Below are 23,556 nucleotides of genomic sequence, written 5' to 3' on the forward strand. Positions count from 1 at the left end.
ATATGAGTATTCAAACAGCAAATCTGACGCAATAAAAAAGCAGCTCGAGGCTGCTTTTTTGATTTTTGATTGATATCGACGATTAGATTTCGTCAGAACCGCCGGCGGCTTCAAACCAAGCGCTTAGGTGAGTTTTGAGATCTTTCAGCTCGTCTGGGCCGATAAGTGCCAACCCTAAGTCTTCAGCACGTGTGATGTCGTTATGACGCAGCGGACGGAAGCTGACCAGCATGGCACGAGCTTGTAGGCCACCTAACAGATCACGCAAAGATTCAAGCTTGTACAAGGTGTCATCGCCATCATCGCGCATGCCTTTGGTTTTACATTCGATGATGTGAAGTTTGTTGTTCACCACCGTTGCGACATCAAGTTCATTGCGAACTTCGCTTTCACCGAGTTTACGATAAACCTGCACGTTCAATGAACGGTCTTGGATCGTCGGCATGGTATCTTGAATCTGTTTCACAGTGCTGTGCACTAGCGTCTCTAACCATTCACCGTTAGAGAAACGACGAGCGTCTTCATCCGCAAACGTCAGCACGCCATTTTCGTATGTCGCGATTTGTGCCTCGACCAAATCGGTCAGCAGCATGTTCAGTTCGCGGTAGCCTTGTTGTTTCTCAGAAAGCTCAACATCCAGTTTCTGTTCTTTACGACAAGTGGTTGCAAGGTAGTTCAGCGTAGCTAGACCAGGGCCAAGCTCAAGAGCGTTAGATGCCCAGCGTTCGCCCAGTTCGTAAAGCTTTTGGTCAAGTTGAGGAGGAAGGTCTACGTGGTGGAATTCACCGCGTGCACCGAAAATCGTGAGGTAATCAGAGATGGTAATGTGGTCTTCTACTTGCGTATCTTCTTTGCCATCTGGGTAAAGCCAGCACAATTTGTCGCTGTTTGGTTCTACTACAAAGATAGGCCAGCGGTAAGTACGAAAGACTTCGTACACGGAAAGCAGGCGGTGACGTAGGCCACAACTTGCGTTGAGTTTAACTTCTTCACCTCGGTCGTGGAGGTCTTTTGCCAGTTTGTGGACAGATTGTTTGATCAGAGAAGTGTTTACTGCAGAAGGAATTTCAAAGAATTCAGACGTAATTTCTCGCTGCTCTAATACTGCGCTCAGTCGCTCGTACATATCGGATTGGCTCTTGTCGCCGATGAAGACGATATGTGTACTTACAGTGCGATTATCCAAAAGAGGAGTGACTAATCTCACTGGATCTTGGTCGATAATACCAACATGAACAGCCATAGGTTTTCCTTCTTATTTGGCTTGCTCGAAAAGAGAAAAGAAAAGGGATGAGCAAGCCATATAAACCATATGTAGACACAGCTCATAAAAAACAAGGGCGACTTCAATAAAAAGTCACCCTTATACAGTTGGTTGCAATAAATCCGTTAAATTTGGCGACGGATTTTATAGCTTAAATCGATGAACCAGTTCGTTTTGCTGATGCGCTAATTGCGTCAAAGATTCGCTAGTTTGAGCAATACTCGACATCGCATGGTAGCTTTGATCGGCAATGCTATTGATGTCTTCAATGCTGCGCGCAATATCCGCTGAAGTCTCGCTCTGCTCTGCTGCCGCTTGAGATATGTGGGTACTCATCTGGCTGATTTCGATAATAAGCGCTTGGATTTCTTCCATTGAACTGTTTGCTTTTGAAGCTTGCTCAACGGACATTTCCATATCACTCATACAGCTCTGAATAACTTGGCTAGCAGACTGCGAACTCGATTGAAGGTTACTGATCATTGCTTCAATCTCAGTTGTCGATTGTGTGGTCTTGGAAGCCAGCACGCGAACTTCATCCGCTACAACCGCAAAACCACGACCTTGTTCACCTGCACGAGCTGCCTCAATGGCAGCGTTGAGTGCCAACAAGTTAGTTTGCTCGGCGATGTTACGAATCACGTCGAGAATCGAACCGATTTGGCCGCTCATTCTCTGTAGCTCAGAAACCGCAGACACAGATTCATTCAAACGTGTTTCCAGCTGATTAATGGTCGAGATGTTACTGTTCATAACGTTGCGTCCTTGGTCAGAAGCGGTTTCTACACGCTGAACCATTTCCAGTGAGCCTTGTGCACTTTGTGCGACTTCTTGAACCGAGTGAGACATCTCTGTCATCGCTGTCGCCACATTTGCGGTTTGCTCACGCTGTGAGTTCAATTGACCTTGCGCTTGAGAAGAGGTTTGCTCATTCGTTGAAGCTGTCGAAGCAAGGTTTTCTGAAGCGTCGTTAAGCTTCACAAGAATGTTGTGCAAACTGTCTGCAAGGGTATTGATATGCCCACTTACGCGGCTAAATTCGTTGTTGTGACGGTTTTCAATACGCTGTGTCATGTCGCCTTCTGTTAAGCTTTCTAGCACTTTCAAGATGCGTGTTAGTGGCTCACGAACACTTTGTGCGATGTGGTAACCGATGGCGGTTGCAAACAGAACGACAATCACTGCAATCACAATTGCTTTGGTCACGCCTGCTGAATAAATGTCTCCTGCATCAGCTAAAGATTCGTTGAGCTTGTCTGTTGCGGTTGTTGTGAATTGCTCAAGAATCGACATGCTTGAGTCAACTTTGGTAGCAAGGTTCGCAATGTTGTTGTAAAGCGCCGCACGAGCCGAAAGGTAGTTGTTGTGTTGGTCTAACACACCGCCACGCATACCGACGTCACGTGTGAATTGCTCTACCGATTCACCAAAAGCTTTTTGAAGTTCAGGAAGTTGAGTTACCAAACCACGGAATGCGTAGTTGAGGTGTGTGACTGCCTTGCGGTTTTTCGCTACGGCTTCAGTTACAAACTCAGGGTTCGAGCTTGCTAAGGCATCAGACGTAATAACTTCAGCATCTTTCAATTTGATGAAGTAGCTCTTTGCCATCACTTTTACAGAGATACTGCTTTGGTCCGCCACGTATTCTTTCAGGCCAACAGAAAGCTCAGTGTTAAGTTGTTGGAAGCGACGAGAAGACTTTTGCACTTCTTCTTGTGCAGCGAACATGGCTTCGTAGTTATCCATGGCTTCTTTTGCTTCAGTAAAATAGCTCTGCTCAAGTTCTTTAAGCTGAGAAAAAGGTTCGGCAAGAGAAGGGTAGATTTGGCTCGCGACTTCAAGTTGGCTCAATGTCGCTTCAAAGGTTTGTTGAGATTTGGCAAATTCCTGACGCATCTCGTCCATGCGTTGTTTATTCTCTGTGGTCAGGAAGTCTTTAAAAGATTTGTCTGCAGAAAGCAGTTCAACACTGGTTTGGTTAGATAATGAAACAAGTGGTAATGAAGACTTAGATACCGTCTCAAACTTACCGTGAATATCATTCATGCCCCCCATCATAATGGCAATCGTGACAGCAAACAGGACGATGATCAGTGCGAAGCCTGCATACATCCGTTTAATAACTGAACCTCGCATAAGTGAGCTTCCTCTCCCAAAAATAGACAATATAAATAAGAATTGTCTTAAAAAAGTAACAAAATTCACTGGATTGTATTGAGTTTGCGACGCACGTTTTATGACGCACACGACAAAAAAAGCTTCAACGTCACGACTTATATTGATAATGTTAAGTGAACACTGTTTTTTATTGAGCTCGCTTTTGGCTTAGCGCATACTAAATAGGTTACACACCTTATAAAATGGAGTACCCATGGCGGAAGAAACCATCTTTAGCAAAATTATTCGCAAAGAAATCCCAGCAGATGTCCTTTACCAAGAGGACTTAGTAACGGCATTTCGTGACATCAATCCGCGTGCGCCAAGCCATATCCTTATCATTCCAAATAAGCTGATCCCGACAGTAAATGACGTGGAAGCGGAGGACGAAGCGATGATGGGACGTATGTTCACGGTAGCTAAGAAGCTTGCTAAAGAAGAAGGCATTGCGGAAGACGGTTACCGTTTGATCGTAAACTGTAACTCACATGGCGGTCAGGAAGTCTATCATATTCATATGCACCTAGTGGGCGGTCGTCCTTTAGGTCCTATGGTATTGAGCTAATCTATTAGAAGTGGGTGAAGTGATTCATCCACTTCTTTATTCCTGACGAACAACACATTTGTGGAGATAAATGTGAAACATGGTGTGAAGCTATTCGGATTAATGAGCTGGGTCCTGCTTGCTACAGGATGTGCAAACTTGTCCGCTGGCAATCTCTTCAGTCATTACAGCGACCAAAATAAACAAGTCTATCAGGCAGTGGTTGCGGGTGAATATGCCAAAGCTGAACAACTGCAATCGAGTGATGTTGGTGGCGATATACTTGGCAACTTTGAGCAAGGTCGAATCTCGTTTCTTGCCCAAGATTACCCAAAAAGCCTGAGTTCACTTGAAGACAGCGATCGTGCAGTGCGTAAACAACAAGATCGCGCAACCATTTCTGTAACGGAAACGGCGACCAGTGTTGGGTCTCTTGCCGTTAACGACAACCTAAACGAATACCAACCTGCCGACTATGAACTCGGCTTTTTGCATTTGTACCTCGGTCTGAACTACCTACAAAAGAATGACCTTGAAGGGGCACTGGTTGAAATGCGTCGTGCAAACCAAGTGCAAGAAGCGGCAAAGAAAGCACGTGAGAAGGAACTAAAGCAGGCTGAGAAGGATCTTAAGAAGCAAGGCATGTCAGCGAATCTAGGTAGCGTGTTAGCTAACTACCCAGACGCAGGCAAGAAGCTTAGCTCAGTGCAAAACGGCTACTTGTTCTACCTTTCTGGTTTGCTTTATGAAGCGTCACGAGATTTGAACAGTGCGTATGTAGACTATCGTCGCGCGCTCGCTGTGATGCCAGATAACAAGCAAGTGATTGAAAGTACAATGTATGCCGCGAAAAAGCTCGGTATGCGTCAAGACCTTCGTATGCTGGAAAAACGTTACGGCAAAGCGCCTTCAGGACTGAGTAAGTCACAAGGTCGCGTGATCGTGATAGACGAGCAAGGCGTGGTGGAAGCGCTGCAAGGTTGGCGCATTGACTTGCCGATTTATGATAGCCGAGGCGACGGTGCGATTTATTCGCTTGCGTTACCTTACTACCCGAAACGTGGAACACAGCGTTTTGGAGATGTTGCGTTAAATGGCAACAAGCTACCTTCAAGCACATTGGCCGATGTGAACGCGATGGCGCAAAACGATTTGCACGAACGTTTGACTACGATTGTGATTCGCCAAGCGATTCGTGTTTGGGCAAAAGACAGAATCCGAAAAGAAGCGGCAAAAGGCGATGATGTCGGCAACATTCTTTTCAATGTGTGGAATACATTAACCGAACAACCTGATACCAGAAGTTGGCAGACGCTACCAGGTACGGTGAAAACGGCGTCGAAAGTCGTGAAACCGGGGCAGCAAAGCTTAAACGTTGGCGATCAGGTGTATCAATTCGAAGTGCCAGCACAGCAAACAACGTTGGTTTGGGTATCTCGTCAGGGATCGCATTCCACAGTTTGGCATAAACAACTAGGGAGGTTGTAATGAGAGCATGGCTTATTGGCTTGGCAGTGATCATTGGTTTAGCGGGTTGTGCTGACAACACCGCGGGTATCCGAATCGATGGGCAAACCCAAAAGGTTTTCTTCCACGATAACGTCATGGGTAGTCGCCTGTTGGTAGACAACATTACCACGACTTATGTGGATGACCGTCCGCGTGGCGTTGTGCAGTTGAGCAGTAACTATAAAGGTGACCAAGAGATCCTTTACCGCTTTTACTGGTACGACAATACTGGTCTTGAGGTGAATACCAAACCGGGTCCATGGCGCAAAATGATCGTGCGTGGATTTGAACAAGTGACTTTGTCGGAAGTGACGGTGAACCCTAACGGGACTCAATTCCGCGTACAAATTCGCGAAGCACAAGATAACTAACTCGTTTCGAGTAACACAATTTCGGCGGCTATGCTGCTTTGCCAAGGTGGAGACGCCTTGGGATGAAACACAAACTAAGGAACTCTCATGAAAAAAAGTATTATTGCTCTTTTAGGTCTTGCCGTCATTCTGGGTGGTTGTTCAAACAAAGTCTCTTACGGTGATGCGCAAGCGACAGAAACCACAACGATCGACTTCGGCTCGACGGATCTACAAAAAATTGCTGGCGAAATGGTAGACAGCATGATGATGTCAGGTTCAGTGGCAGCAATTACTCGTGACCAACGTCCTATCGTGTTTGTTGAGCGCATCAAGAACAAGACAAGCGAACACATCGATACGGAGTCTATCACTGACACTATTTCTACTAAGATGCTGAACTCTGGTAAGTTCCGTTTCGTAGACATGGATCGTGTTGAGTCTGTTCGTGAGCAACTTAACTTCCAAAACACTGATGAGCTAGTAAACCAAAGCACGGCAATCCAATTCGGTAAAATGGTCGGTGCGCAATACATGCTTTACGGTAACCTTTCTAGCATTGTGAAAAACGCAGGCAGCGACAAAGACGTTTACTACAAAATGACTATGCGCCTAATGGACCTAGAAACGGGTCTGATCGAATGGGCGGATGAAACGGAAATCCGTAAAGAACAATCTAAGAGCCTATTTGGTCTTTAATTGATTCAGTTTGGTCTTATGACCTAAGTGGAGAAGACATTCATGGCGTGGTTTTCTTGGCAACAAGCGAAACAATTAGACCCGAGTTTAAATGCGCTTGATGGCTTCTTTGCATCACCGCCGGTGAAGGTTCAAACCGTCACTGGCGGGCTTACCAATCGCTGCTGGCGGTTGGAATCCTCAGAAGGTCTTGCTTACGTCTGGCGACCAACCAGTAACGTGTGCAAGGCCTTTGCTATTTCTCGTCACAACGAATATCAAGTGCTCAACGCGATTGCCCCTCTCAACCTAGGTCCCAAGCCCGTCTTTGTGCATGAGCAAGGTTTGTTAGTGGAGTGGGTTCCGGGTGAAACGCTAACTAAGCCAGGTATTGATATTGAAGAGCTATTGCCGATTGCGGCTAGGATTCATGAATATCCTGCAACGGCGGTTCCTTTTGTACCGTTCTCGTATCTTTTGCGCATCGACCACTATTGGTTGGAACTGAGTGGCCAGTATGTCGGCACTGAGTACGAAGCGCTTTATCAAAAGTGGCGTTCTGAGCCAAGCGTGGCGCAAGTCCCTACAGCACTGTGCCATTTTGATCTTGGGTGTTACAACTTAGTTCGTGGCGAAGAGGGCGTAAAAGTGATCGATTGGGAGTACGCTGGTTTAGCGGACCCAAGACTCGACTTGACGCTGATTCTGCAACTCGCCGATGTGCCTATTGAACCGGGTGTAGAACAATATTGCCAGATTCGTGGTATTGAAGACGTTGCTTTATGGTTGGAAGGCGTGCAAGCGTGGATGCCAAGAACTCGAATGATGGCGATGCTTTGGTATTTATTGGCCTACAAATTGTGGGATGATGAACAATACTTAGACAGTGCTCGTGAGTTTAAAGACTTATTATGTATGGAAGATCACTGTTTTGATAACTCATGACTTTTTCCTCTTTAACCATAAAGAAATAGTGGTAGTTTAAAGTGAAGTACCAGCAAGTCACAGGGAGAGGTACACATGATTATTTACTTGCACGGCTTTGATAGTACAAGCCCGGGTAACCACGAAAAAGTTCTTCAATTGCAATTCATCGATGATGACGTTCGTTTCATCAACTACAGTACACTTCATCCTAAGCATGACATGCAGCACTTATTGAAAGAAGTGTCTAAGGTCATTGACCAAGCGGAGGATCCAAACCCACTGATTTGTGGTGTTGGCCTTGGCGCATACTGGTCAGAGCGAATCGGTTTTCTTTGCGGCATTAAGCAAGTGATGTTCAACCCGAGCTTGCATCCAGAGAAGACGATGGCAGGGCGTATTGACCGCCCAGAAGAGTATGAAGATATTGCGACCAAATGTGTGGAGCAATTCCGTGCGAAAAACAAAGAGCGCTGTTTGGTGATTTTGTCGAAAGAAGATGAAATCCACGACAACTCAAAAACCGCAGCAGAACTGGATAAACACTACGAAATCATTTGGGATGAAACCCAAACCCATAAGTTCAAGAAAATTTCTCATCATCTGCAAGCGATGAAGGCATTCAAAAGCGCCTAACTTGTCTTAGAGCGAACAAACTTATTTTGTTTAAACAGCACTTTTCGAAGTGCTGTTTTTGTTTCTACTAGTGCTCAAACGAGCGGTACTGATTCCGCAAAATTTTACATTTTGTATCGATTTATCGGCGTGATTTATCGATTTAACCTTTTGTGGCACGAAAACGTTACCGTCAAACAGACGAAAATTAGCCAATCCGTATCTCGAGTAAGGATTTTTGTTGCCATCAAAAGATTGCCCTATATAATGAACTCAGTAAAAATAATTTGATAAATATCAAAAAAAATTGAGAGCGAGTAAGAAACTTGCCCATTTTTTGTCTGAGATCGTTTATTTCAGATCAAGAAACCGATGCACATCAATAAGCTAATAAGAATAAGCAAAAAATAAGATGGTATCGGTGTTTATCCAAAAGTGAGCTCACCTCTAGAGACCAAAGAATTCATCGGTTGGATGTATGACCGCAGATTACTGTGAGTCAGCATCGAGCTGAACCCATATATTCATTTTTGTAGAGGATAACATTGTGACACGCATTATCGTTGTAGGCGGCGGTGCTGGTGGCCTTGAGTTGGCAACCAAACTAGGCCGCACTCTGGGTCGTAAGAACCGTGCGCAAATTACACTGGTAGACCGTAAAGCGAGCCACTTGTGGAAACCGCTATTGCACGAAGTAGCAACAGGTTCATTGGACGAAGGTGTGGATGCACTGAGCTACCGTGCTCATGCGAAAAACCACAGCTTTGACTTCCAAATGGGCAGCCTTCAAGACATCGACCGTGAGCGTAAAGTGATCATCCTTAGTGAGCTTAAAGACGATCACGGCGAACTTCTTATGCCAAGCCGCGAACTAGAATACGACATTCTAGTGATGGCAATTGGTTCTACATCTAACGACTTCAACACTCCTGGTGTTCGTGACAACTGTATCTTCCTAGATAGCCCAGAACAAGCACACCGTTTCCGTAGTGAAATGAACAACGAGTTCTTGAAGCTACACGCGAAAAACGGTAACGGCACAGTCGATATCGCCATTGTTGGTGCGGGTGCAACGGGTGTTGAGCTATCTGCTGAGCTTCACAACGCGGTGAAAGAGTTGCGTACATACGGTTTTGGCGACCTAGATTCTAGCAAGCTAAACGTAAACCTTGTTGAAGCGGGTGAGCGTATTCTTCCTGCACTTCCACCACGTATCTCTTCTGCGGCACACCAAGAGTTGGTTAAGCTAGGTGTCAACGTACGCACAGCGACGATGGTGACACAAGCAGATAAAGATGGTCTGACAACGAAAGACGGTGAGAAGATCCCAGCTCAAATCATGGTATGGGCAGCGGGTATCAAGGCTCCAGATTTCATCAAAGATATCGCGGGTCTAGAAACCAACCGTATCAACCAGCTTGTTGTGAAAAACACGCTACAAACCACTCGTGATGACGACATCTTTGTTATCGGTGATTTGGCTCAATGTACTCAACCAGATGGTTCATTTGTACCGCCACGTGCTCAAGCTGCACACCAAATGGCTAGCCAAGCGTTCACTAACATCGTTGCTAAGCTTAATGGTCGTGAGCTAAAAGAGTACGAATACAAAGACCACGGTTCTTTGGTTTCTCTAAGCCGCTTCTCTACAGTAGGTAGCTTGATGGGTAACCTAACTAAAGGTTCCATGATGGTTGAAGGTCGTATTGCTCGCGTAGTTTACATCTCGCTATACCGCATGCACCAAATGGCGCTGCACGGTGTGATTAAGACTGGCTTGATGATGTTGGTTGGCCGTATCAACCGCGTACTGCGTCCAAACTTGAAGCTGCACTAATTTGAAGATTGAGTTCTGTGTCGAATATTCGATGAAAGAACCCAATGATAAATAAAGCAAAAGCCACCGCATGTCGGTGGCTTTTTTCATTCTAAGTCGCTAGGAAGTAGCGAATACACCACGCCGTCTTTTGGTTTTCCATGAAAGATAAAGCGATTTCTCGCAATGGTTTCTTTTTGAGCTCCAACCGACTCAATTAACGCCTGACTTGCTGTGTTGTCTAAATCGCAGACGATCTCTACACGCGTTAAATTCAGTTTTGCAAAGCAGAACTCTGCCAGTGCTCTAACTGCCTCGTGAGCATAACCATTGCGCTGATAGCGATCAGCAATCCAATAACCAATGCTCGCCATGTTGAAGGTGTGGTATAGCTCGTTAACTGCGGCCATTCCCACAAGGCTGTTGTGCTCTCGCTCATAGACCCCAAAGCCGAAAGCTTCGGTTTTTACCCAGTTTAAACGGGTTGCTAGTAAAAAATCTTGGGCGTCTTTTAGAGTGACGTCCTCGTTACACCAATCTAACCATTGATGCAGAGAAGGGGATTCGACGAGTAAACGCTGTAATGAGTGTGCTTGCTCTGATGGAATCAGTTTGAGCGCTAAGCGTGGTGTTATGATTTCAAAATCTGGTGCCATGAATCGATACAACTTCCATGTGAGATTCTAGATAAAACAAAGCGCAGCCAGAGCTGCGCTTTTCTGTTGAATTCGTGCCTTATTGAACGCGACGAACTTGAATGATCATCCCCATCAGTGGGTTGTCTAAGTAGTGCGTTTCACTACTGCGCATACGGCGCTTTTGATCCATTCGGAAGCTCTTCAAGTACTTCTCTTCGGTCACTGTTGGTGACACTTCTGCCAAGTTACCGACTTGTACATTACCGTCTACTTCACCCAACTCATTTGTCAGCTGATCTGATGGCTGTGATTCGATGTGGATTTCACGAACACTCGGTTCACGTAAATCCATGGTCGTTTCAGCGAACAAGTAGTGCTGAACGTAAATTTGTAGCTTGCCGTCGAGTTCATAGAGTGGACCGCTCACGTTCTCTTCGCTGTAACCATCACTTGTTAGCGAAGAGCTACTACCGATTGGGCTACCATCAGCATTGTAAGAGCCTGAGAAATCACGACCACCAACGATGCGGAAAATAGGAGCGCTTGCTTTGCCTCGGTCACCTTGGCGCCATGCCACGTGCTTAAGCACTTTGAAACCAGCATGATTATTTAATGCAGATTCTTGGGCGTTCAAACGGAAAGAAGAACGTGGTAGCAAGGTTACGCCTTTTGAACGGCGGTAAGATTCGCTGTCTAAACTGCCGACATTGCTCATTTCGATCTTAGGCAGTTCATTTGGCCATGATTCACTGGTGCTTTCAGCGTCGACTGCTCGCTTGAAAATAATTACTTCAATATCAAATTGACGCGCAGCCCAAGATGGCATTGAGACACAAAGAAGTAATAATGGGATCAGTATTCTCATTCGACTATTAGCTCGTTGGTAATAAATTCTGTTTAAAATCATTCAGTAAGTCTTGAACAAACTGAATGCGTTTACGTCGGTCCGTTAATGGTACGCTAAACTTGAACTTAGTTGGACCTTCCATTGCAAATTTTTGCGGCTGTGATTGCAGGAGTTTAACCAAATACGCTGGGTTTATGTCAGCATCAGGGTAAAACTCAATGAATCCGCCCTTGTCATGCGCCTCAATCTTCTTCGCTTTGAGACTTCCTGCCCCAATTTTCAGCTCTGAGACAGATAGGAGATTCTTCGTTGCGTCTGGTAACAGACCAAATCGGTCAATCAGTTCAACCTTAAGCTCGGATAAGCCCTCATTGTCGCTCACACTTGCAATACGTTTGTACATCGATAAACGCGTGTTCACATCCGGAATATAATCATCCGGCAATAGAGCAGGAATACGCATCTCAATTTCGGTTTGCTCGCGAAGTAGGTCATCCAATGATGGCTCTTTGCCTTCTTTCAATGCTTCAACCGCTTGTTCAAGCATCTCCATATACAGTGTAAAACCAACCGATTGAATTTGACCACTTTGTTCGTCACCTAATAGCTCACCCGCACCACGAATTTCGAGGTCGTGTGTTGCAAGGGTGAAGCCTGCGCCCAGATCTTCCAGAGATGCAATTGCATCAAGACGTTTTATGGCATCTTTTGTTATCGCTTTAGGATGTGGCGTTAACAAGTAAGCGTATGCTTGGTGATGCGAACGACCAACACGGCCACGTAATTGGTGCAGCTGTGCAAGACCAAGGTTATCTGCTCGGTCCATAATAATGGTGTTGGCGGTCGGAACGTCGATACCGGTTTCTATGATGGTGGTACACACCAAAAGGTTAAAACGCTGATGATAGAAGTCATTCATGATGCGTTCTAGCTCGCGTTCACGCATCTGGCCGTGGGCAACGGTCACACGCGCTTCTGGGATGAGCTTTTGTAGGTCTTCAGCGGTTTTTTCAATGGTTTCTACTTGGTTGTGTAGGAAATAAACCTGACCACCACGCATGATTTCACGCAGTGCTGCTTCGCGTACCACAGAGTCTTCACGTTGACGCACAAACGTTTTGATTGCCAAACGGCGTGCTGGCGGAGTCGCGATGATCGACAAGTCGCGCATACCACTCATTGCCATGTTCAACGTTCGCGGAATTGGTGTCGCGGTAAGCGTTAGGATGTCGACATCAGCACGCATCGCTTTCACTTTCTCTTTTTGGCGCACACCAAAGCGATGCTCTTCATCAACGATCAATAAACCAAGGTCTTTGAATTTGATATCGCTTGAGAGCAGTTTGTGAGTGCCTACTACGATGTCGACTTTGCCATCGGCGACATCTTGGAGAATCACTTTTTGTTCTTTTGCCGATTTAAAGCGAGAAAGCACTTCTACGCGGATTGGCAAGTTGGCAAAGCGGTCACGGAAGTTTTCAAAGTGCTGTTGTGCAAGTAGGGTCGTCGGAACCAAGACTGCCACTTGTTTACTGTTGTCTGTGGCGACAAATGCCGCGCGCATCGCAACTTCTGTTTTACCAAAGCCCACATCACCACACACAAGGCGGTCCATGGCTTTTGCTTGGCACATATCGGAAAGAACCGCATTGATGGCCATTGATTGGTCATCGGTCTCTTCAAACGGGAAAGTCGCTTTGAAGGTCGCGTATTGACCACGGTCTAGCTCAAACTTGTAGCCCGGTTTCAATTCTCGTTTCGCGTAAACATCCAGAAGCTCAGCGGCAACATCACGAACTTTCTCTGCAGCTTTACGACGAGCTTTCGCCCATGCTTCACCACCCAGTTTATGCAGCGGCGCACTGTCTTCAGCGCCACCTGAATAGCGACTGATTAAGTTTAATGAAGACACTGGCACGTAAAGCTTGGCATCGTTTTGATACTCAAGAGTCACGTACTCTGTTTTCATTCCGCCAGCTTCAAGCGTTTGCAAGCCAATGTAGCGGCCGATACCGTGATCGATGTGAACAACAGGCTGACCCGGTTTAAGTTCGGCTAGGTGACGGATAACAGTGTCACTGTTAACGGTTTTCTTGTCTTTACGGCGGCGTTGGATAACGCGATCGCCCAACAAGTCGCTTTCGCAAATCAGTGCAAAGTTGAGATCATCATGGATAAAACCGTGTTCTGCTGCACCGAGAATCAAGCTGAAGCGATCATCAGAATTAAGCGCTTGATAGAGTGAACCATGTACGACAGGACGAACTTTGATGCCTTGGAGAAGCTCGGTTAGCGCTTCACGGCGGCCTTCCGACTCGACTGAGAAGACGATTTTGCCTACGAACTGTTCACTGAATTGACGTAAACGTGCTAGTGGCTCTTTGTTCTGCTGTTGAACACCAAGTTCCGCAAGAGATTGCACAGCAAGGTTTTGGCGGCCTGCACGCTTAACGATTTTCTCTAAGCTTAACTGTGCTTGTGGCAGTTGTTTAAACTGAGCAAAGAGTTCGTCTTTCTTGAGCCACAACTCGTGTGGCGCCAATAGCGGACGCAGTGGATCGATTTTCTTTTGATCATAGCGGTAGTCGACGTCATTTAAGAAGGTATCAACTGCGGCTTCAATATCACCGACCATGATCAGTTGAGAGTCTTCAGGTAAGTAGTCAAATAACGTTTCTGTATGATCGAAGAACAGTGGTTGCCAGTACTCGATACCTGCTGGCCACGTGCCTTTGGTGACTTGCATGTAAATCGATTCAGGTTCGCGTCGCGCTTCGAACTGAGAGCGCCAACGAGTACGAAAATCTTCAATGGCTGCTTTTGTGGTCGGGAACTCGTGAGCAGGTAATAACTGGATTTGCTGAATGTCTTCGATAGAACGTTGGTTCTCTGGATCAAACGTTCGGATCGTGTCGATCTCATCATCGAAGAAATCAATACGGTATGGATCCGAACTGCCCATCGGGAACAAATCAAGGATCGAACCACGGCTCGCGTACTCACCAGGACCAAACACTTGATCGACATGGCGATAACCTGAGTTTTCAAGTTGAACGCGAAGCTTCTCTAGCGAGAACTGATCGCCCGTTTTTACCATCAAGGTGTGTTGCAACAAGAAGTCACGTGGAGACTGGCGCTGTAATACAGTGCTTACTGGCACAATCGTTACGCCACCGGCTTGGTTTGGTAGCTGGTATAAACGCGCAATACGGTCTGAGATGATTTCTTGGTGCGGAGAGAAGTTATCGTAAGGCAGTGTTTCCCAATCAGGGAATAGGCTGACCGATTGATCAGTAAACTGCTCTATTTCTGCTTGGAGCTTAAGCGCCATTTGCGGATCGGGAACTACAAGCAGAGAGTGGCTTGAATGCTGTTTAGCCAGTTCTGCAATCGCCATTGGCAATGCGGCACCAGGTAGGTTGCCAAGCTGTTTTTTGTCGCCACGCTCAGACGGATTCGTGACGGAGAGAATCGTTGCTTTTGTCATGGTAATTATTTGTTATCTCGCTCTAGTGAGCGCTGACGGAGTAATTTTTGCTGTTGGTATAGTGCGGCTTTGATTAATAAATCTTGGTCAGCTTCTCTAAGTAATTTGTACTTAAGTGTGATCACATAGCCTTGCTCGGTAGATTCGCATTCTACTATCTGAGCGTAGCAGTAAATTGCTGCAGCTGGATGATCTAAGAAGAGTTTTACGCGAACCAATTTCCCCGTTTCTGCTTCTGAATCACTGCGATAGCTCAACTGACTAGCGCCGAATTGAGTCGTTTGAAAACGTAATTTGGCATCATCTTGTTGAGAAAGCATAAAACTCAGTAGCAGGTTTAATTTTGAGTTCTGTGTATCGAGTAAGTAGATGACGTGTTTGAGCTCTTTGCTTTGCAGCTCTAGTCTCGCGTTATCAGCCAACATATCGAGATGACTGAATTCACTCGCAACAATGAAAGGCGCTGGGATTTCTGATACAAAAGTCTCTTCATCTGGCAGAGCAAAGCCCGTCTCTAACGTTTCGACGTTGATCGTCAGATTGTGGTGTACGGTGAAGTATTCTTGCTCTGTCATAATTTGGTCCTTTTCTGCCAACGAGCGCTCTCATTTCATTGAAGAATGAGTAGGATAGGGCAATGATTATCGCTAATCAGTTTAAGTTATCAAGTTTACCTGTTTTTCTGGCTGAACTTTTTGCTGTAAATAGGGACTTATTGCATGTCGTTGACAAATTTGGCGATTATCTTGTCTTCTTCATAGTAAGAGTAAGGTAAGATAACGAATATTAATTAGCTAAGTAATAGCTCCATTATTAAAAAACCAGTTGGTTTGCCTTATATGTATCATCCTATCTCTCTGTTTATCGGCTTGAGGTATCTTCGGGGACGCTCCGGAGATAGGTTTAGTCGATTTGTTTCTTATATGTCGACAGCGGGTATCACGATCGGTGTGATGGCGTTAGTGACCGTACTTTCCGTGATGAATGGCTTTGAAGCCCAGCTTAAAGAACGCATTTTAGGTGTGCTTCCTCATGCGGTCGTTTCACAACATGATGGTAAAACTCCTATCAGTGAAAATGCCCCTCAGTTCATTCAAGATATGTCGACAAGCGCGAAACCGGAACCTATCGTTCGTGGTGAAGCGGTGATTCAAAGCTCTGCTCAGCTTACGGCTGGCTACCTAATTGGTATCGAACCTAAATTGGGCGATCCTATCTCTAATCACCTTATTGCTGGCCGCTTATCGTCACTAAAAGCGGGTGAGTATAAAGTTTTTCTTGGTCACAGCTTAGCGCGCTCACTGAAAGTTTCTATGGGTGACAAAGTACGTTTGATGGTGACCAATGCCACCCAATTTACGCCTCTAGGACGTATTCCAAGTCAACGTAACTTCACTGTTGCGGGCATTTTTAATACCGGCTCTGATGTCGACGGTCAGCTCATGATCGTTAACATGACGGATGCTTCAAAGCTGATGCGTTTGCCGAAAGACACTGTTTCGGGTTGGCGCGTGTATTTCTCTGACCCGTTTATGGTGACTGAATTTGCAGACAAGCCATTGCCAGACGATTGGAAATGGAGTGATTGGCGTGAGCAACGTGGGGAGCTTTTTCAAGCAGTGAAAATGGAAAAGAACATGATGGGCTTGATGCTCGGCCTGATTGTTGGCGTTGCGGCGTTTAACATCATTTCTGCTTTGATCATGGTGGTGATGGAGAAGCAATCAGAAGTCGCGATTCTCAAAACTCAAGGGATGAAGCAATCTCAAGTGATGGCGATTTTCATGGTGCAAGGCGCAAGTAGCGGTGTGATTGGTGCGATTGTTGGCGGTGCTGTCGGTGTGGCTTTATCGCTCAACCTCAATGCGCTTTTGGAAGCCGCAGGCGTTGCCTTGTTCAGCTTCGGTGGCCATCTGCCAATCGTGATTGATTCATTCCAAATTTTATTAGTGGTAGTGCTGGCGATTGCTCTGAGTCTAGCTGCAACTGTTTACCCGTCTTACCGAGCATCTTCTGTTAAACCTGCTGAGGCACTTCGCTATGAATAAGCTATTAGAATGTCGTGATATTCGCAAAGTCTACCGAGAAGGCTCGCTAGATACTGAAGTGCTGAAAGGCGTGAGTTTTGATATCGACAAAGGGGAATTGGTTTCTATTGTTGGTTCATCAGGCTCAGGTAAAAGTACGTTACTTCATATTCTTGGCGCATTGGATGATGCGACAGAAGGTGAAGTCGATTTTCTAGGGCAGGACTTGTCGGCGTTAAGCTCGAATAAGCAAGCGGCATTACGTAATAAACACCTTGGTTTTGTGTATCAGTTCCATCATTTGCTGGCTGACTTCACTGCGGTAGAAAACGTGGCAATGCCTTTGTTGATCGGCGGAACAAAGGTTTCTGAAGCGAAAGAAGCCGCACAAGCATTGTTGGAAAAAGTGGGTTTAGGCCATCGTATGGATCACCGTCCATCTGAACTGTCTGGTGGTGAGCGCCAACGTGTTGCTATTGCAAGAGCATTAGTGAACAAACCTGATCTGGTATTAGCAGATGAACCTACAGGTAACCTAGACCACAATACGGCGCTGGCAATATATGATTTGATGCGTGAGTTAAACCAAGAGTCGAATATTGCCTTTTTAGTCGTGACTCATGATAACGAGTTAGCGGCAAAAATGGACCGTCAAATGCATATGCAAGATGGCTTGCTGGTGGATCGCTTTATCACTGAAACAGCGGTTGCGGAGGGCTAATTTTGTTTTCATCTTTAGCATTGATGATCGGCGGCCGTTTCAGCCGCGCTAAAAAGCGTAATAAGATGGTGTCGTTCATTTCACTTTCTTCAACCATCGGTATTGCTGTCGGCGTCGCAGTGATCATCATTGGTCTTTCTGCTATGAACGGCTTTGAGCGTGAGTTGCAATCGCGCGTGCTGTCGGTTATTCCGCACGGTGAATTGGAAGGAGTGAATGGCCCGCTGCACAATTACACCAAAACCATGAATCAAGCGCTAAACCACGAACACGTTGTCGCGGCAGCGCCTTATGTTCGGTTTACGGGTTTGGCCGAAAAAGGCACCAAGTTAAAAGCGATAGAGGTTCGCGGTGTCGACCCTACTTTTGAACAGGCCGTCTCGAGCATGTCTGAATTCATTGATCCAGAAGCTTGGCAAAACTTCTATCCAGGTCAAAAGCAAGTGATTTTGGGTCGCGGTGTCGCGAATGAACTGAACGTCGATGTGGGTGACTACGTTACATTGATGATTCCACAAACAGGCAGCACCAATAAAGTTCAAGCACCGAAGCGTGTTCGAGTTAAGGTCGCAGGCTTTTTAACACTAAATGGCCAAATCGATCATTCGCTCGCTCTAGTCCCATTGAAGGATGCTCAAGCGTATGCGCGCTTGGGTGATGGTGTCACCGGGATTTCCCTTAAAACAGATGATGTGCTGAACGCTCCTTCAATTGTAAGGGAAGTTGGCAATCTGATTGATGTGTATGTGTATCTAAAAAGCTGGCAACAACAGTTTGGCTTCTTGTATCGCGATATCCAGTTAGTCCGCACCATTATGTACTTGGTAATGGTGCTAGTGATTGGTGTGGCGAGCTTTAATATTGTCTCCACACTAATGATGGCGGTAAAAGACCGCGCCGCAGAAATCGCGATTCTTCGAACCATGGGTGCGAAAGATGGGCTGATTAAGCGCATTTTCGTTTGGCAAGGTGTGTTCTCAGGGGTATTCGGCAGTATTGCTGGCAGTATTGTCGGTGTGTTTGTCGCATTAAACTTAACACCAATTATCAAAGCCTTAGAGAGCTTGATAGGGCACCAGTTCTTATCAGGGGACATTTACTTTGTCGACTTCCTGCCATCACAACTGCATTGGCCAGATGTTGCTTTGGTATCAAGCACGGCGATTATTTTGAGCTTGCTTGCGACTTGGTACCCAGCTTCTAGAGCTGCGAAGCTTAATCCCGCTGCAGTTTTGAGCTCGAAATAACAAGCCAAATAAACAAAACACAAAAAATAAAGGACCGAATTTCGGTCCTTTATTTTTAAGTCTGTACTGGCTCAGTATTTTTCATACCTAGGCTACATCTTCTTTCATTTCAAACGTTAACTCTTTTCCAATCAACGCGCTGTAACCTGCCATTTTTTCAATAAGTACTTATCGTATTTTGCGTTTTTGCCAGCTTCTCACTACTGAATATCGCCAGAGTCCACGAATACCGAAGTAGCCAATGATTGCCGAAGCAACACCACAAATCGCGCAGCCTAACAAGAACGGAGGCCCAATGGTGTTCATTTGTTGCATGATGAATTCCCACGACAACTCAAAGTGGAAAGGTTGTGGTGGTACATGCATCACCAGTGCGCCAAGTTTGTACGCAAAGTAGAACAATACTGGCATGGTGATTGGGTTACTAATCCAAACTAGGGCAACAGAGAGAGGCAAGTTTACGCCAAGCATGATGGCAAGACCTGCAGCCATGATCATCTGACTCGGAAGCGGAACAAACGCCATAAACAGACCAACAGCAAAAGCACCAGATGCAGAGCGACGATTTAAACACCACAGATTCGGGTTGTATAAAACGTTGCCGAAGACCTTCAGTGCTTTTTGGCGTTTGATCATTTCATGATCTGGCATGAAGCGTTTAATCAGCTTTCTAGGCATAGGACGACATGACTCTCTTAGAAAAAAGTTTGACCTTGGCGTTATTTGTAGCAAGCGTTATCTCGTCTGCGTGGTGGCCGACGATGCCAGATTGGCGATGGTTGCTGCTGGGAATAATTGCCATTGGCTCGATAATCAAATTACGGCGCGGCTTATTGAGCATAGGCGCAATTTGGGGCTTTATGGTTGTCATTATCCACGGCAATGTTATGGAGCATCAAAGACAAGCCCTGTTTCAAGCAGGGGTGAATATTACCATAAATGGTAAAGTTGACAGCCCTTTTACGCAAATAAGTCACGGATATGAAGGAATTGCGCAGATCAATCAGGTGAATTCTCAAAAGCTGTTACCTTTTCTTAAACCAAAAATCCGATTGATAACCGCATTCCCTCTGACTGTTAACAGCGAATTCACCACTCAAGTCACGATGAAACCCATTTTTGGTCTGAAGAATGAAGCTGGGTACGATGCAGAGAAGCAAGCTGCTGGAAAAGGTATCGTTGCAAGAGCGGTAGTCATTTCTGATGCAACGTGGGTAATTCGCACACAAACTTCTATACGTCAGCAAATCATCGCGACCACCAATGAACATATCTCAGAGCTTGAACATTTTCCTTTGATCAGTGCGCTCGCCTTTAGTGACCGATCATTGCTTACTCAATCAGATTGGGATGCTCTAAGAGACAGCGGCTTACTGCATTTGGTCTCGATATCGGGGTTGCACATAGGGATGGCTTTCGCGTTTGGAATGAGTGTCGGATTTGCTGTTAGGTATGGGCTGCCCAGCTACGCTTTCCTCCCGCCATTATTTGGACTGATCACTGCTCTTGCTTATGCATGGTTAGCCAATTTCTCTTTACCTACAACTCGTGCGTTTTCTGTCTGCGCCATTTACTTGTTGCTGAAATTTAGCTTGGTTTATTGGAGCCCATGGCGTGTGCTTCTACTTGCGGTTTCGATTCAGCTTTGCTTAGAGCCGTTTGCACCTCTAAATATAAGCTTCTGGTTGTCTTACCTTTCTGTTGTTGCGGTATTGTTTGCCGTTAATGTCGTACAACAGGCTCAAGGGCATTGGATTGCTAAGTTAACAGCACTACTGAAAGTACAGTTAGTGCTTACTATGCTGATTGTTCCCATCAGTGGTGTGTTTTTCTCAGGGACCAGTTTGTCCTCCATCGTTTATAACCTCATTTTTATTCCTTGGTTTGGTTTCATTGTCGTTCCTTTGATGTTTATCGCGCTCATTGCTACTCCTTTGTCTGACGATATCGCTTCTCTGCTGTGGCAATGTTTAGATTGGGTGCTTTGGCCTCTTAGTTGGTCATTGCAGTTCGCTGAAGGCAGCTGGTTTTCAATGAGTCTTGAGATGACGCTAGTGGTTATTGCGATAACTTGCGCTTTCATCGGGGTGAGATTTCTAACTGAAGGGGCGATGGCTATTTTGCTGCTTGTTATTGTTTCTGCTGCACTGTTTCATGAACGTCAATTTGGACGTTGGCGCATCGATGTGTTGGATGTGGGGCATGGTCTGGCCGTTTTGATAGAGAAGGAGGGAGAGGTTCTTCTTTATGATACTGGGAAAGCGTGGAACACGGGCAGTATCGCTCAACAGGTTGTTTCGCCAGTGCTGCATCGCAGAGGTTTTCGTTCTATCGATGTATTGATTGTGAGTCACGCAGACTCAGACCATGCTGGTGGTCGAGGCTACATAGAGGAACATTTTTCTCCGAAAACAAAATTCAGCAGTCAGCAATACTTTAATTACCAACCATGTATTGCCGGAGAACAATGGATTTGGCAGGCGCTTAAATTTGAAGTGTTGTGGCCGCCTAAACAGGTAAATCGTGCTTACAATCCTCATTCGTGTGTTATTCGAGTCGTCGACGCAGAATCTGATTTTAAATTGCTTCTAACAGGGGACATCGAAGCCATCAGCGAGTGGATATTAGTTCGTGAACCCGAAAAGCTAGAAAGTGATGTGATGCTTGTGCCTCATCATGGTAGCAAAAGTTCATCCAACCCTAAGTTTGTAAAAGCGGTTTCTCCCCAACTTGCTATCGCGTCTTTAGCTAAAGCCAATCAGTGGGGAATGCCTGCAGACAAGGTCATTCATGCTTATGAGAATGCAAACGCACACTGGTTGGATACAGGGACAAGCGGTCAAGTGTCGGTGTTCATAGATCAAGACAATTGGCATTTTGAAACCAAACGTAGCGAGACAATTGAGCCTTGGTATAGGCAGATGCTGCGTAAGGGAGTAGAATAAGAGTCTTAATGTAAGAAAATAAAGCACTTCTATGTCGATAAATACTGATGAAACGACCTGGCAGACGTTTAAGCGTCTATGGCAATTTATTCGCCTTTATAAGTCGGGCATTATCGTTGCCGTCATTGCGTTAGTCATTAATGCACTTTCAGATACCTATATGATTTCTTTGCTAAAACCGCTTCTTGATGAAGGTTTTGGTAATGCGGAATCTGATTTTCTACGCACGCTTCCACTGATTGTTTTCGCCATGATGTTCATTCGTGGTGTGAGCGGATTTGTTTCTACATACTGTTTAAGCTGGGTATCCGGCAACGTGGTAATGCAAATTCGTCGAATGGTGTTCAACCACTTTATGCACATGCCTGTGTCTTACTTTGACAAAGAAAAAACAGGTAACTTGCTATCTCGCATTACTTACGATTCAGAACAAGTCTCTGCAGCAACTAGCCAAGCGTTGGTAAGCATTGTACGTGAAGGTGCGAGCATCATCGGTCTTCTTGTGTTGATGTTCTACAACAGCTGGCAGCTTTCTTTGGTTCTATTTGCTGTTGCTCCAGTTGTTGCTTGGGGTATTGGTATCGTTTCGAAGCGATTCCGTAAGATCTCTAAGAACATGCAAACTATGATGGGCCATGTGACGGCGTCTGCTGAGCAAATGCTGAAAGGTCACAAAGTCGTACTAAGCTACGGCGGTCAAGATATCGAAGGCAAACGCTTCGAAAAAGTCAGCAACCAAATGCGTCAACAAAGCATGAAGTTGGTGACAGCTCAAGCCGCAGCAAACCCAATCATTCAAATGATCGCGTCTATTGCGATTGTTGTAGTTCTGTACCTAGCAAGTATCGACTCAATCAAAGAACAGTTAACGCCGGGTACATTTACCGTTGTGTTCTCAGCAATGTTTGGTTTGATGCGTCCGCTTAAAGCGCTGACCAACGTAACCTCACAATTCCAACGTGGTATGGCAGCGAGCCAAACCTTGTTCGCACTAGTAGATCTAGAGCCAGAGAAGAACGAAGGTAAGTTTACTGTAGAGCGCGCAAATGGTGATGTTGCAGTGAAAGAAGTCAGCTTTACCTACGAAGGTGCAGAGAAACCAGCACTTGAGAACGTGAGCTTTGATATTCCTCGTGGCAAGACAGTTGCTCTTGTTGGGCGCTCAGGTTCGGGTAAGAGTACCATCGCGAACTTATTCAACCGTTTCTACGACGTGAGCAGCGGTTCGATTACGCTTGATGGTCACGATATTCGCGATTACGAACTGAAAAACTTACGTGAGCAGTTCGCGCTTGTATCGCAAAACGTGCATTTGTTTAACGATACTATTGCAAACAACATTGCTTACGCGACAGAAGATCAATACACACGTGAAGACATCGAACGTGCCGCTAAACTTGCTCATGTCACTGAGTTCGTCAGCAAGATGGAAGACGGCCTTGATACGATGATTGGTGAGAATGGTGCGAGCTTATCTGGCGGTCAACGTCAACGTGTCGCCATTGCTCGGGCACTTCTTCGCGATGCCCCTGTTTTGGTTCTTGATGAAGCGACATCAGCTCTGGATACGGAATCTGAGCGTGCTATTCAATCGGCGTTGGATGAACTGCAAAAAGATAAGACGGTATTGGTGATTGCACACCGATTGTCGACTATCGAGAATGCAGATGAAATCCTAGTGGTAGATGAAGGCTCTATCGTTGAACGTGGTAACCACGCTGAGCTGATTGCTAAGAAAGACGGCGCGTACGCTCAACTTCATCGAATCCAATTTGGTGCCTAAGAAC

General features: G+C 45.7%; 19 protein-coding genes. 12 read left to right on the forward strand and 7 right to left on the reverse strand.

The window, feature by feature from the left end; all coding sequences use genetic code 11:
* Positions 1-82: 82 nt before the first annotated feature.
* Complete coding sequence (locus ATB78_RS19980) at positions 83-1,243, reverse strand: DUF1887 family protein (RefSeq protein ID WP_005437515.1); 1,161 nt, start codon at positions 1,241-1,243, stop codon at positions 83-85.
* A gap of 165 nt (positions 1,244-1,408) precedes the next feature.
* Entirely contained in the window at positions 1,409-3,400 is a 1,992-nt protein-coding gene (locus ATB78_RS19985) for a methyl-accepting chemotaxis protein (protein ID WP_039841532.1), read from the reverse strand.
* 235 nt (positions 3,401-3,635) lie between these two features.
* Here ATB78_RS19985 and hinT point away from each other — a divergent pair, with 235 nt between their 5' ends.
* The 7 genes from hinT to ATB78_RS20020 all read left to right on the forward strand — a co-directional run bounded on the left by hinT (position 3,636) and on the right by ATB78_RS20020 (position 9,878).
* Positions 3,636-3,986 carry a purine nucleoside phosphoramidase gene (gene hinT, locus ATB78_RS19990; RefSeq protein ID WP_061010080.1) on the forward strand — a complete coding sequence of 117 codons (351 nt, stop codon included), beginning with the start codon at positions 3,636-3,638 and terminating at the stop codon, positions 3,984-3,986.
* A 72-nt stretch (positions 3,987-4,058) separates the two neighbouring features.
* On the forward strand, positions 4,059-5,453 hold the full coding sequence (locus tag ATB78_RS19995; protein WP_020195037.1) for a hypothetical protein: 1,395 nt from the start codon (positions 4,059-4,061) through the stop codon (positions 5,451-5,453).
* Positions 5,453-5,845, forward strand: coding sequence for a YcfL family protein (locus ATB78_RS20000; protein ID WP_005437509.1), 393 nt, complete (start codon positions 5,453-5,455; stop codon positions 5,843-5,845). The genes ATB78_RS19995 and ATB78_RS20000 overlap by 1 nt, the downstream gene beginning before the upstream one ends.
* An 87-nt stretch (positions 5,846-5,932) precedes the next feature.
* A complete protein-coding gene (lpoB, locus tag ATB78_RS20005; protein ID WP_005431666.1) occupies positions 5,933-6,523 on the forward strand; it encodes a penicillin-binding protein activator LpoB in 591 nt (196 codons plus the stop codon).
* A 42-nt stretch (positions 6,524-6,565) separates the two neighbouring features.
* Positions 6,566-7,447, forward strand: a complete 882-nt coding sequence (thiK, locus tag ATB78_RS20010; RefSeq protein ID WP_061010082.1) for a thiamine kinase — start codon at positions 6,566-6,568, stop codon at positions 7,445-7,447.
* Positions 7,448-7,522: 75 nt separating this feature from the next.
* Positions 7,523-8,062, forward strand: coding sequence for an alpha/beta hydrolase YcfP (gene ycfP, locus ATB78_RS20015; RefSeq protein WP_061010083.1), 540 nt, complete (start codon positions 7,523-7,525; stop codon positions 8,060-8,062).
* A 526-nt stretch (positions 8,063-8,588) separates the two neighbouring features.
* On the forward strand, positions 8,589-9,878 hold the full coding sequence (locus ATB78_RS20020; RefSeq protein ID WP_009707133.1) for an NAD(P)/FAD-dependent oxidoreductase: 1,290 nt from the start codon (positions 8,589-8,591) through the stop codon (positions 9,876-9,878).
* Positions 9,879-9,964: 86 nt separating this feature from the next.
* Here the strand turns inward: ATB78_RS20020 and ATB78_RS20025 are convergent, their stop codons facing one another.
* The 4 genes from ATB78_RS20025 to ATB78_RS20040 form a co-directional block, all read right to left on the reverse strand.
* A complete protein-coding gene (locus tag ATB78_RS20025) occupies positions 9,965-10,513 on the reverse strand; it encodes a GNAT family protein (RefSeq protein WP_061010085.1) in 549 nt (182 codons plus the stop codon).
* A gap of 79 nt (positions 10,514-10,592) precedes the next feature.
* The gene (locus ATB78_RS20030; RefSeq protein WP_081096631.1) at positions 10,593-11,360 is read right to left on the reverse strand and encodes a peptidoglycan binding protein CsiV; all 768 of its coding nucleotides are present in this window, start codon (positions 11,358-11,360) and stop codon (positions 10,593-10,595) included.
* Between the two features lie 7 nt (positions 11,361-11,367).
* Positions 11,368-14,829, reverse strand: coding sequence for a transcription-repair coupling factor (gene mfd / locus ATB78_RS20035; RefSeq protein ID WP_061010089.1), 3,462 nt, complete (start codon positions 14,827-14,829; stop codon positions 11,368-11,370).
* A gap of 5 nt (positions 14,830-14,834) precedes the next feature.
* Positions 14,835-15,404 carry a PilZ domain-containing protein gene (locus ATB78_RS20040; RefSeq protein WP_061010090.1) on the reverse strand — a complete coding sequence of 190 codons (570 nt, stop codon included), beginning with the start codon at positions 15,402-15,404 and terminating at the stop codon, positions 14,835-14,837.
* A gap of 264 nt (positions 15,405-15,668) precedes the next feature.
* Between ATB78_RS20040 and lolC the strand changes: the two genes are divergently transcribed.
* Genes lolC through lolE form a run of 3 tightly spaced genes read left to right on the forward strand, consistent with a single transcriptional unit; the run spans position 15,669 to position 18,824 of the window.
* Positions 15,669-16,877: a lipoprotein-releasing ABC transporter permease subunit LolC gene (gene lolC / locus ATB78_RS20045; RefSeq protein ID WP_027726602.1), complete on the forward strand. Its 1,209-nt coding sequence runs from the start codon at positions 15,669-15,671 to the stop codon at positions 16,875-16,877.
* The gene (gene lolD / locus ATB78_RS20050; protein WP_005437497.1) at positions 16,870-17,577 is read left to right on the forward strand and encodes a lipoprotein-releasing ABC transporter ATP-binding protein LolD; all 708 of its coding nucleotides are present in this window, start codon (positions 16,870-16,872) and stop codon (positions 17,575-17,577) included. Before lolC ends, lolD begins: the two co-directional genes overlap by 8 nt.
* A gap of 2 nt (positions 17,578-17,579) precedes the next feature.
* Entirely contained in the window at positions 17,580-18,824 is a 1,245-nt protein-coding gene (lolE, locus tag ATB78_RS20055; RefSeq protein WP_061010092.1) for a lipoprotein-releasing ABC transporter permease subunit LolE, read from the forward strand.
* 168 nt (positions 18,825-18,992) lie between these two features.
* Here lolE and ATB78_RS20060 read toward each other — a convergent pair whose 3' ends face one another.
* Positions 18,993-19,502, reverse strand: coding sequence for a DUF2062 domain-containing protein (locus ATB78_RS20060; protein WP_009707126.1), 510 nt, complete (start codon positions 19,500-19,502; stop codon positions 18,993-18,995).
* A gap of 8 nt (positions 19,503-19,510) precedes the next feature.
* On the opposite strand from ATB78_RS20060, the gene ATB78_RS20065 reads away from it, so the two are divergent.
* A complete protein-coding gene (locus ATB78_RS20065; protein ID WP_061010094.1) occupies positions 19,511-21,769 on the forward strand; it encodes a DNA internalization-related competence protein ComEC/Rec2 in 2,259 nt (752 codons plus the stop codon).
* Between the two features lie 31 nt (positions 21,770-21,800).
* Positions 21,801-23,552, forward strand: a complete 1,752-nt coding sequence (gene msbA / locus ATB78_RS20070; RefSeq protein WP_061010096.1) for a lipid A ABC transporter ATP-binding protein/permease MsbA — start codon at positions 21,801-21,803, stop codon at positions 23,550-23,552.
* Positions 23,553-23,556 lie beyond the last annotated feature (4 nt).

The organism is Vibrio sp. CUB2, from assembly GCF_001557945.1.
Lineage (GTDB): Bacteria > Pseudomonadota > Gammaproteobacteria > Enterobacterales > Vibrionaceae > Vibrio > Vibrio owensii.

Bases quoted from the DNA above. Each gene is read 5' to 3' on its own strand.
- ATB78_RS19980 (WP_005437515.1), bottom strand. From the start codon at position 1,243: ATGGCTGTTCATGTTGGTATTATCGACCAAGATCCAGTGAGATTAGTC.
- ATB78_RS19985 (WP_039841532.1), bottom strand. From the start codon at position 3,400: ATGCGAGGTTCAGTTATTAAACGGATGTATGCAGGCTTCGCACTGATC.
- hinT (WP_061010080.1), top strand. From the start codon at position 3,636: ATGGCGGAAGAAACCATCTTTAGCAAAATTATTCGCAAAGAAATCCCA.
- ATB78_RS20000 (WP_005437509.1), top strand. From the start codon at position 5,453: ATGAGAGCATGGCTTATTGGCTTGGCAGTGATCATTGGTTTAGCGGGT.
- lpoB (WP_005431666.1), top strand. From the start codon at position 5,933: ATGAAAAAAAGTATTATTGCTCTTTTAGGTCTTGCCGTCATTCTGGGT.
- thiK (WP_061010082.1), top strand. From the start codon at position 6,566: ATGGCGTGGTTTTCTTGGCAACAAGCGAAACAATTAGACCCGAGTTTA.
- ycfP (WP_061010083.1), top strand. From the start codon at position 7,523: ATGATTATTTACTTGCACGGCTTTGATAGTACAAGCCCGGGTAACCAC.
- ATB78_RS20025 (WP_061010085.1), bottom strand. From the start codon at position 10,513: ATGGCACCAGATTTTGAAATCATAACACCACGCTTAGCGCTCAAACTG.
- ATB78_RS20030 (WP_081096631.1), bottom strand. From the start codon at position 11,360: ATGAGAATACTGATCCCATTATTACTTCTTTGTGTCTCAATGCCATCT.
- mfd (WP_061010089.1), bottom strand. From the start codon at position 14,829: ATGACAAAAGCAACGATTCTCTCCGTCACGAATCCGTCTGAGCGTGGC.
- ATB78_RS20040 (WP_061010090.1), bottom strand. From the start codon at position 15,404: ATGACAGAGCAAGAATACTTCACCGTACACCACAATCTGACGATCAAC.
- lolC (WP_027726602.1), top strand. From the start codon at position 15,669: ATGTATCATCCTATCTCTCTGTTTATCGGCTTGAGGTATCTTCGGGGA.
- lolD (WP_005437497.1), top strand. From the start codon at position 16,870: ATGAATAAGCTATTAGAATGTCGTGATATTCGCAAAGTCTACCGAGAA.
- ATB78_RS20060 (WP_009707126.1), bottom strand. From the start codon at position 19,502: ATGCCTAGAAAGCTGATTAAACGCTTCATGCCAGATCATGAAATGATC.
- ATB78_RS20065 (WP_061010094.1), top strand. From the start codon at position 19,511: ATGACTCTCTTAGAAAAAAGTTTGACCTTGGCGTTATTTGTAGCAAGC.
- msbA (WP_061010096.1), top strand. From the start codon at position 21,801: ATGTCGATAAATACTGATGAAACGACCTGGCAGACGTTTAAGCGTCTA.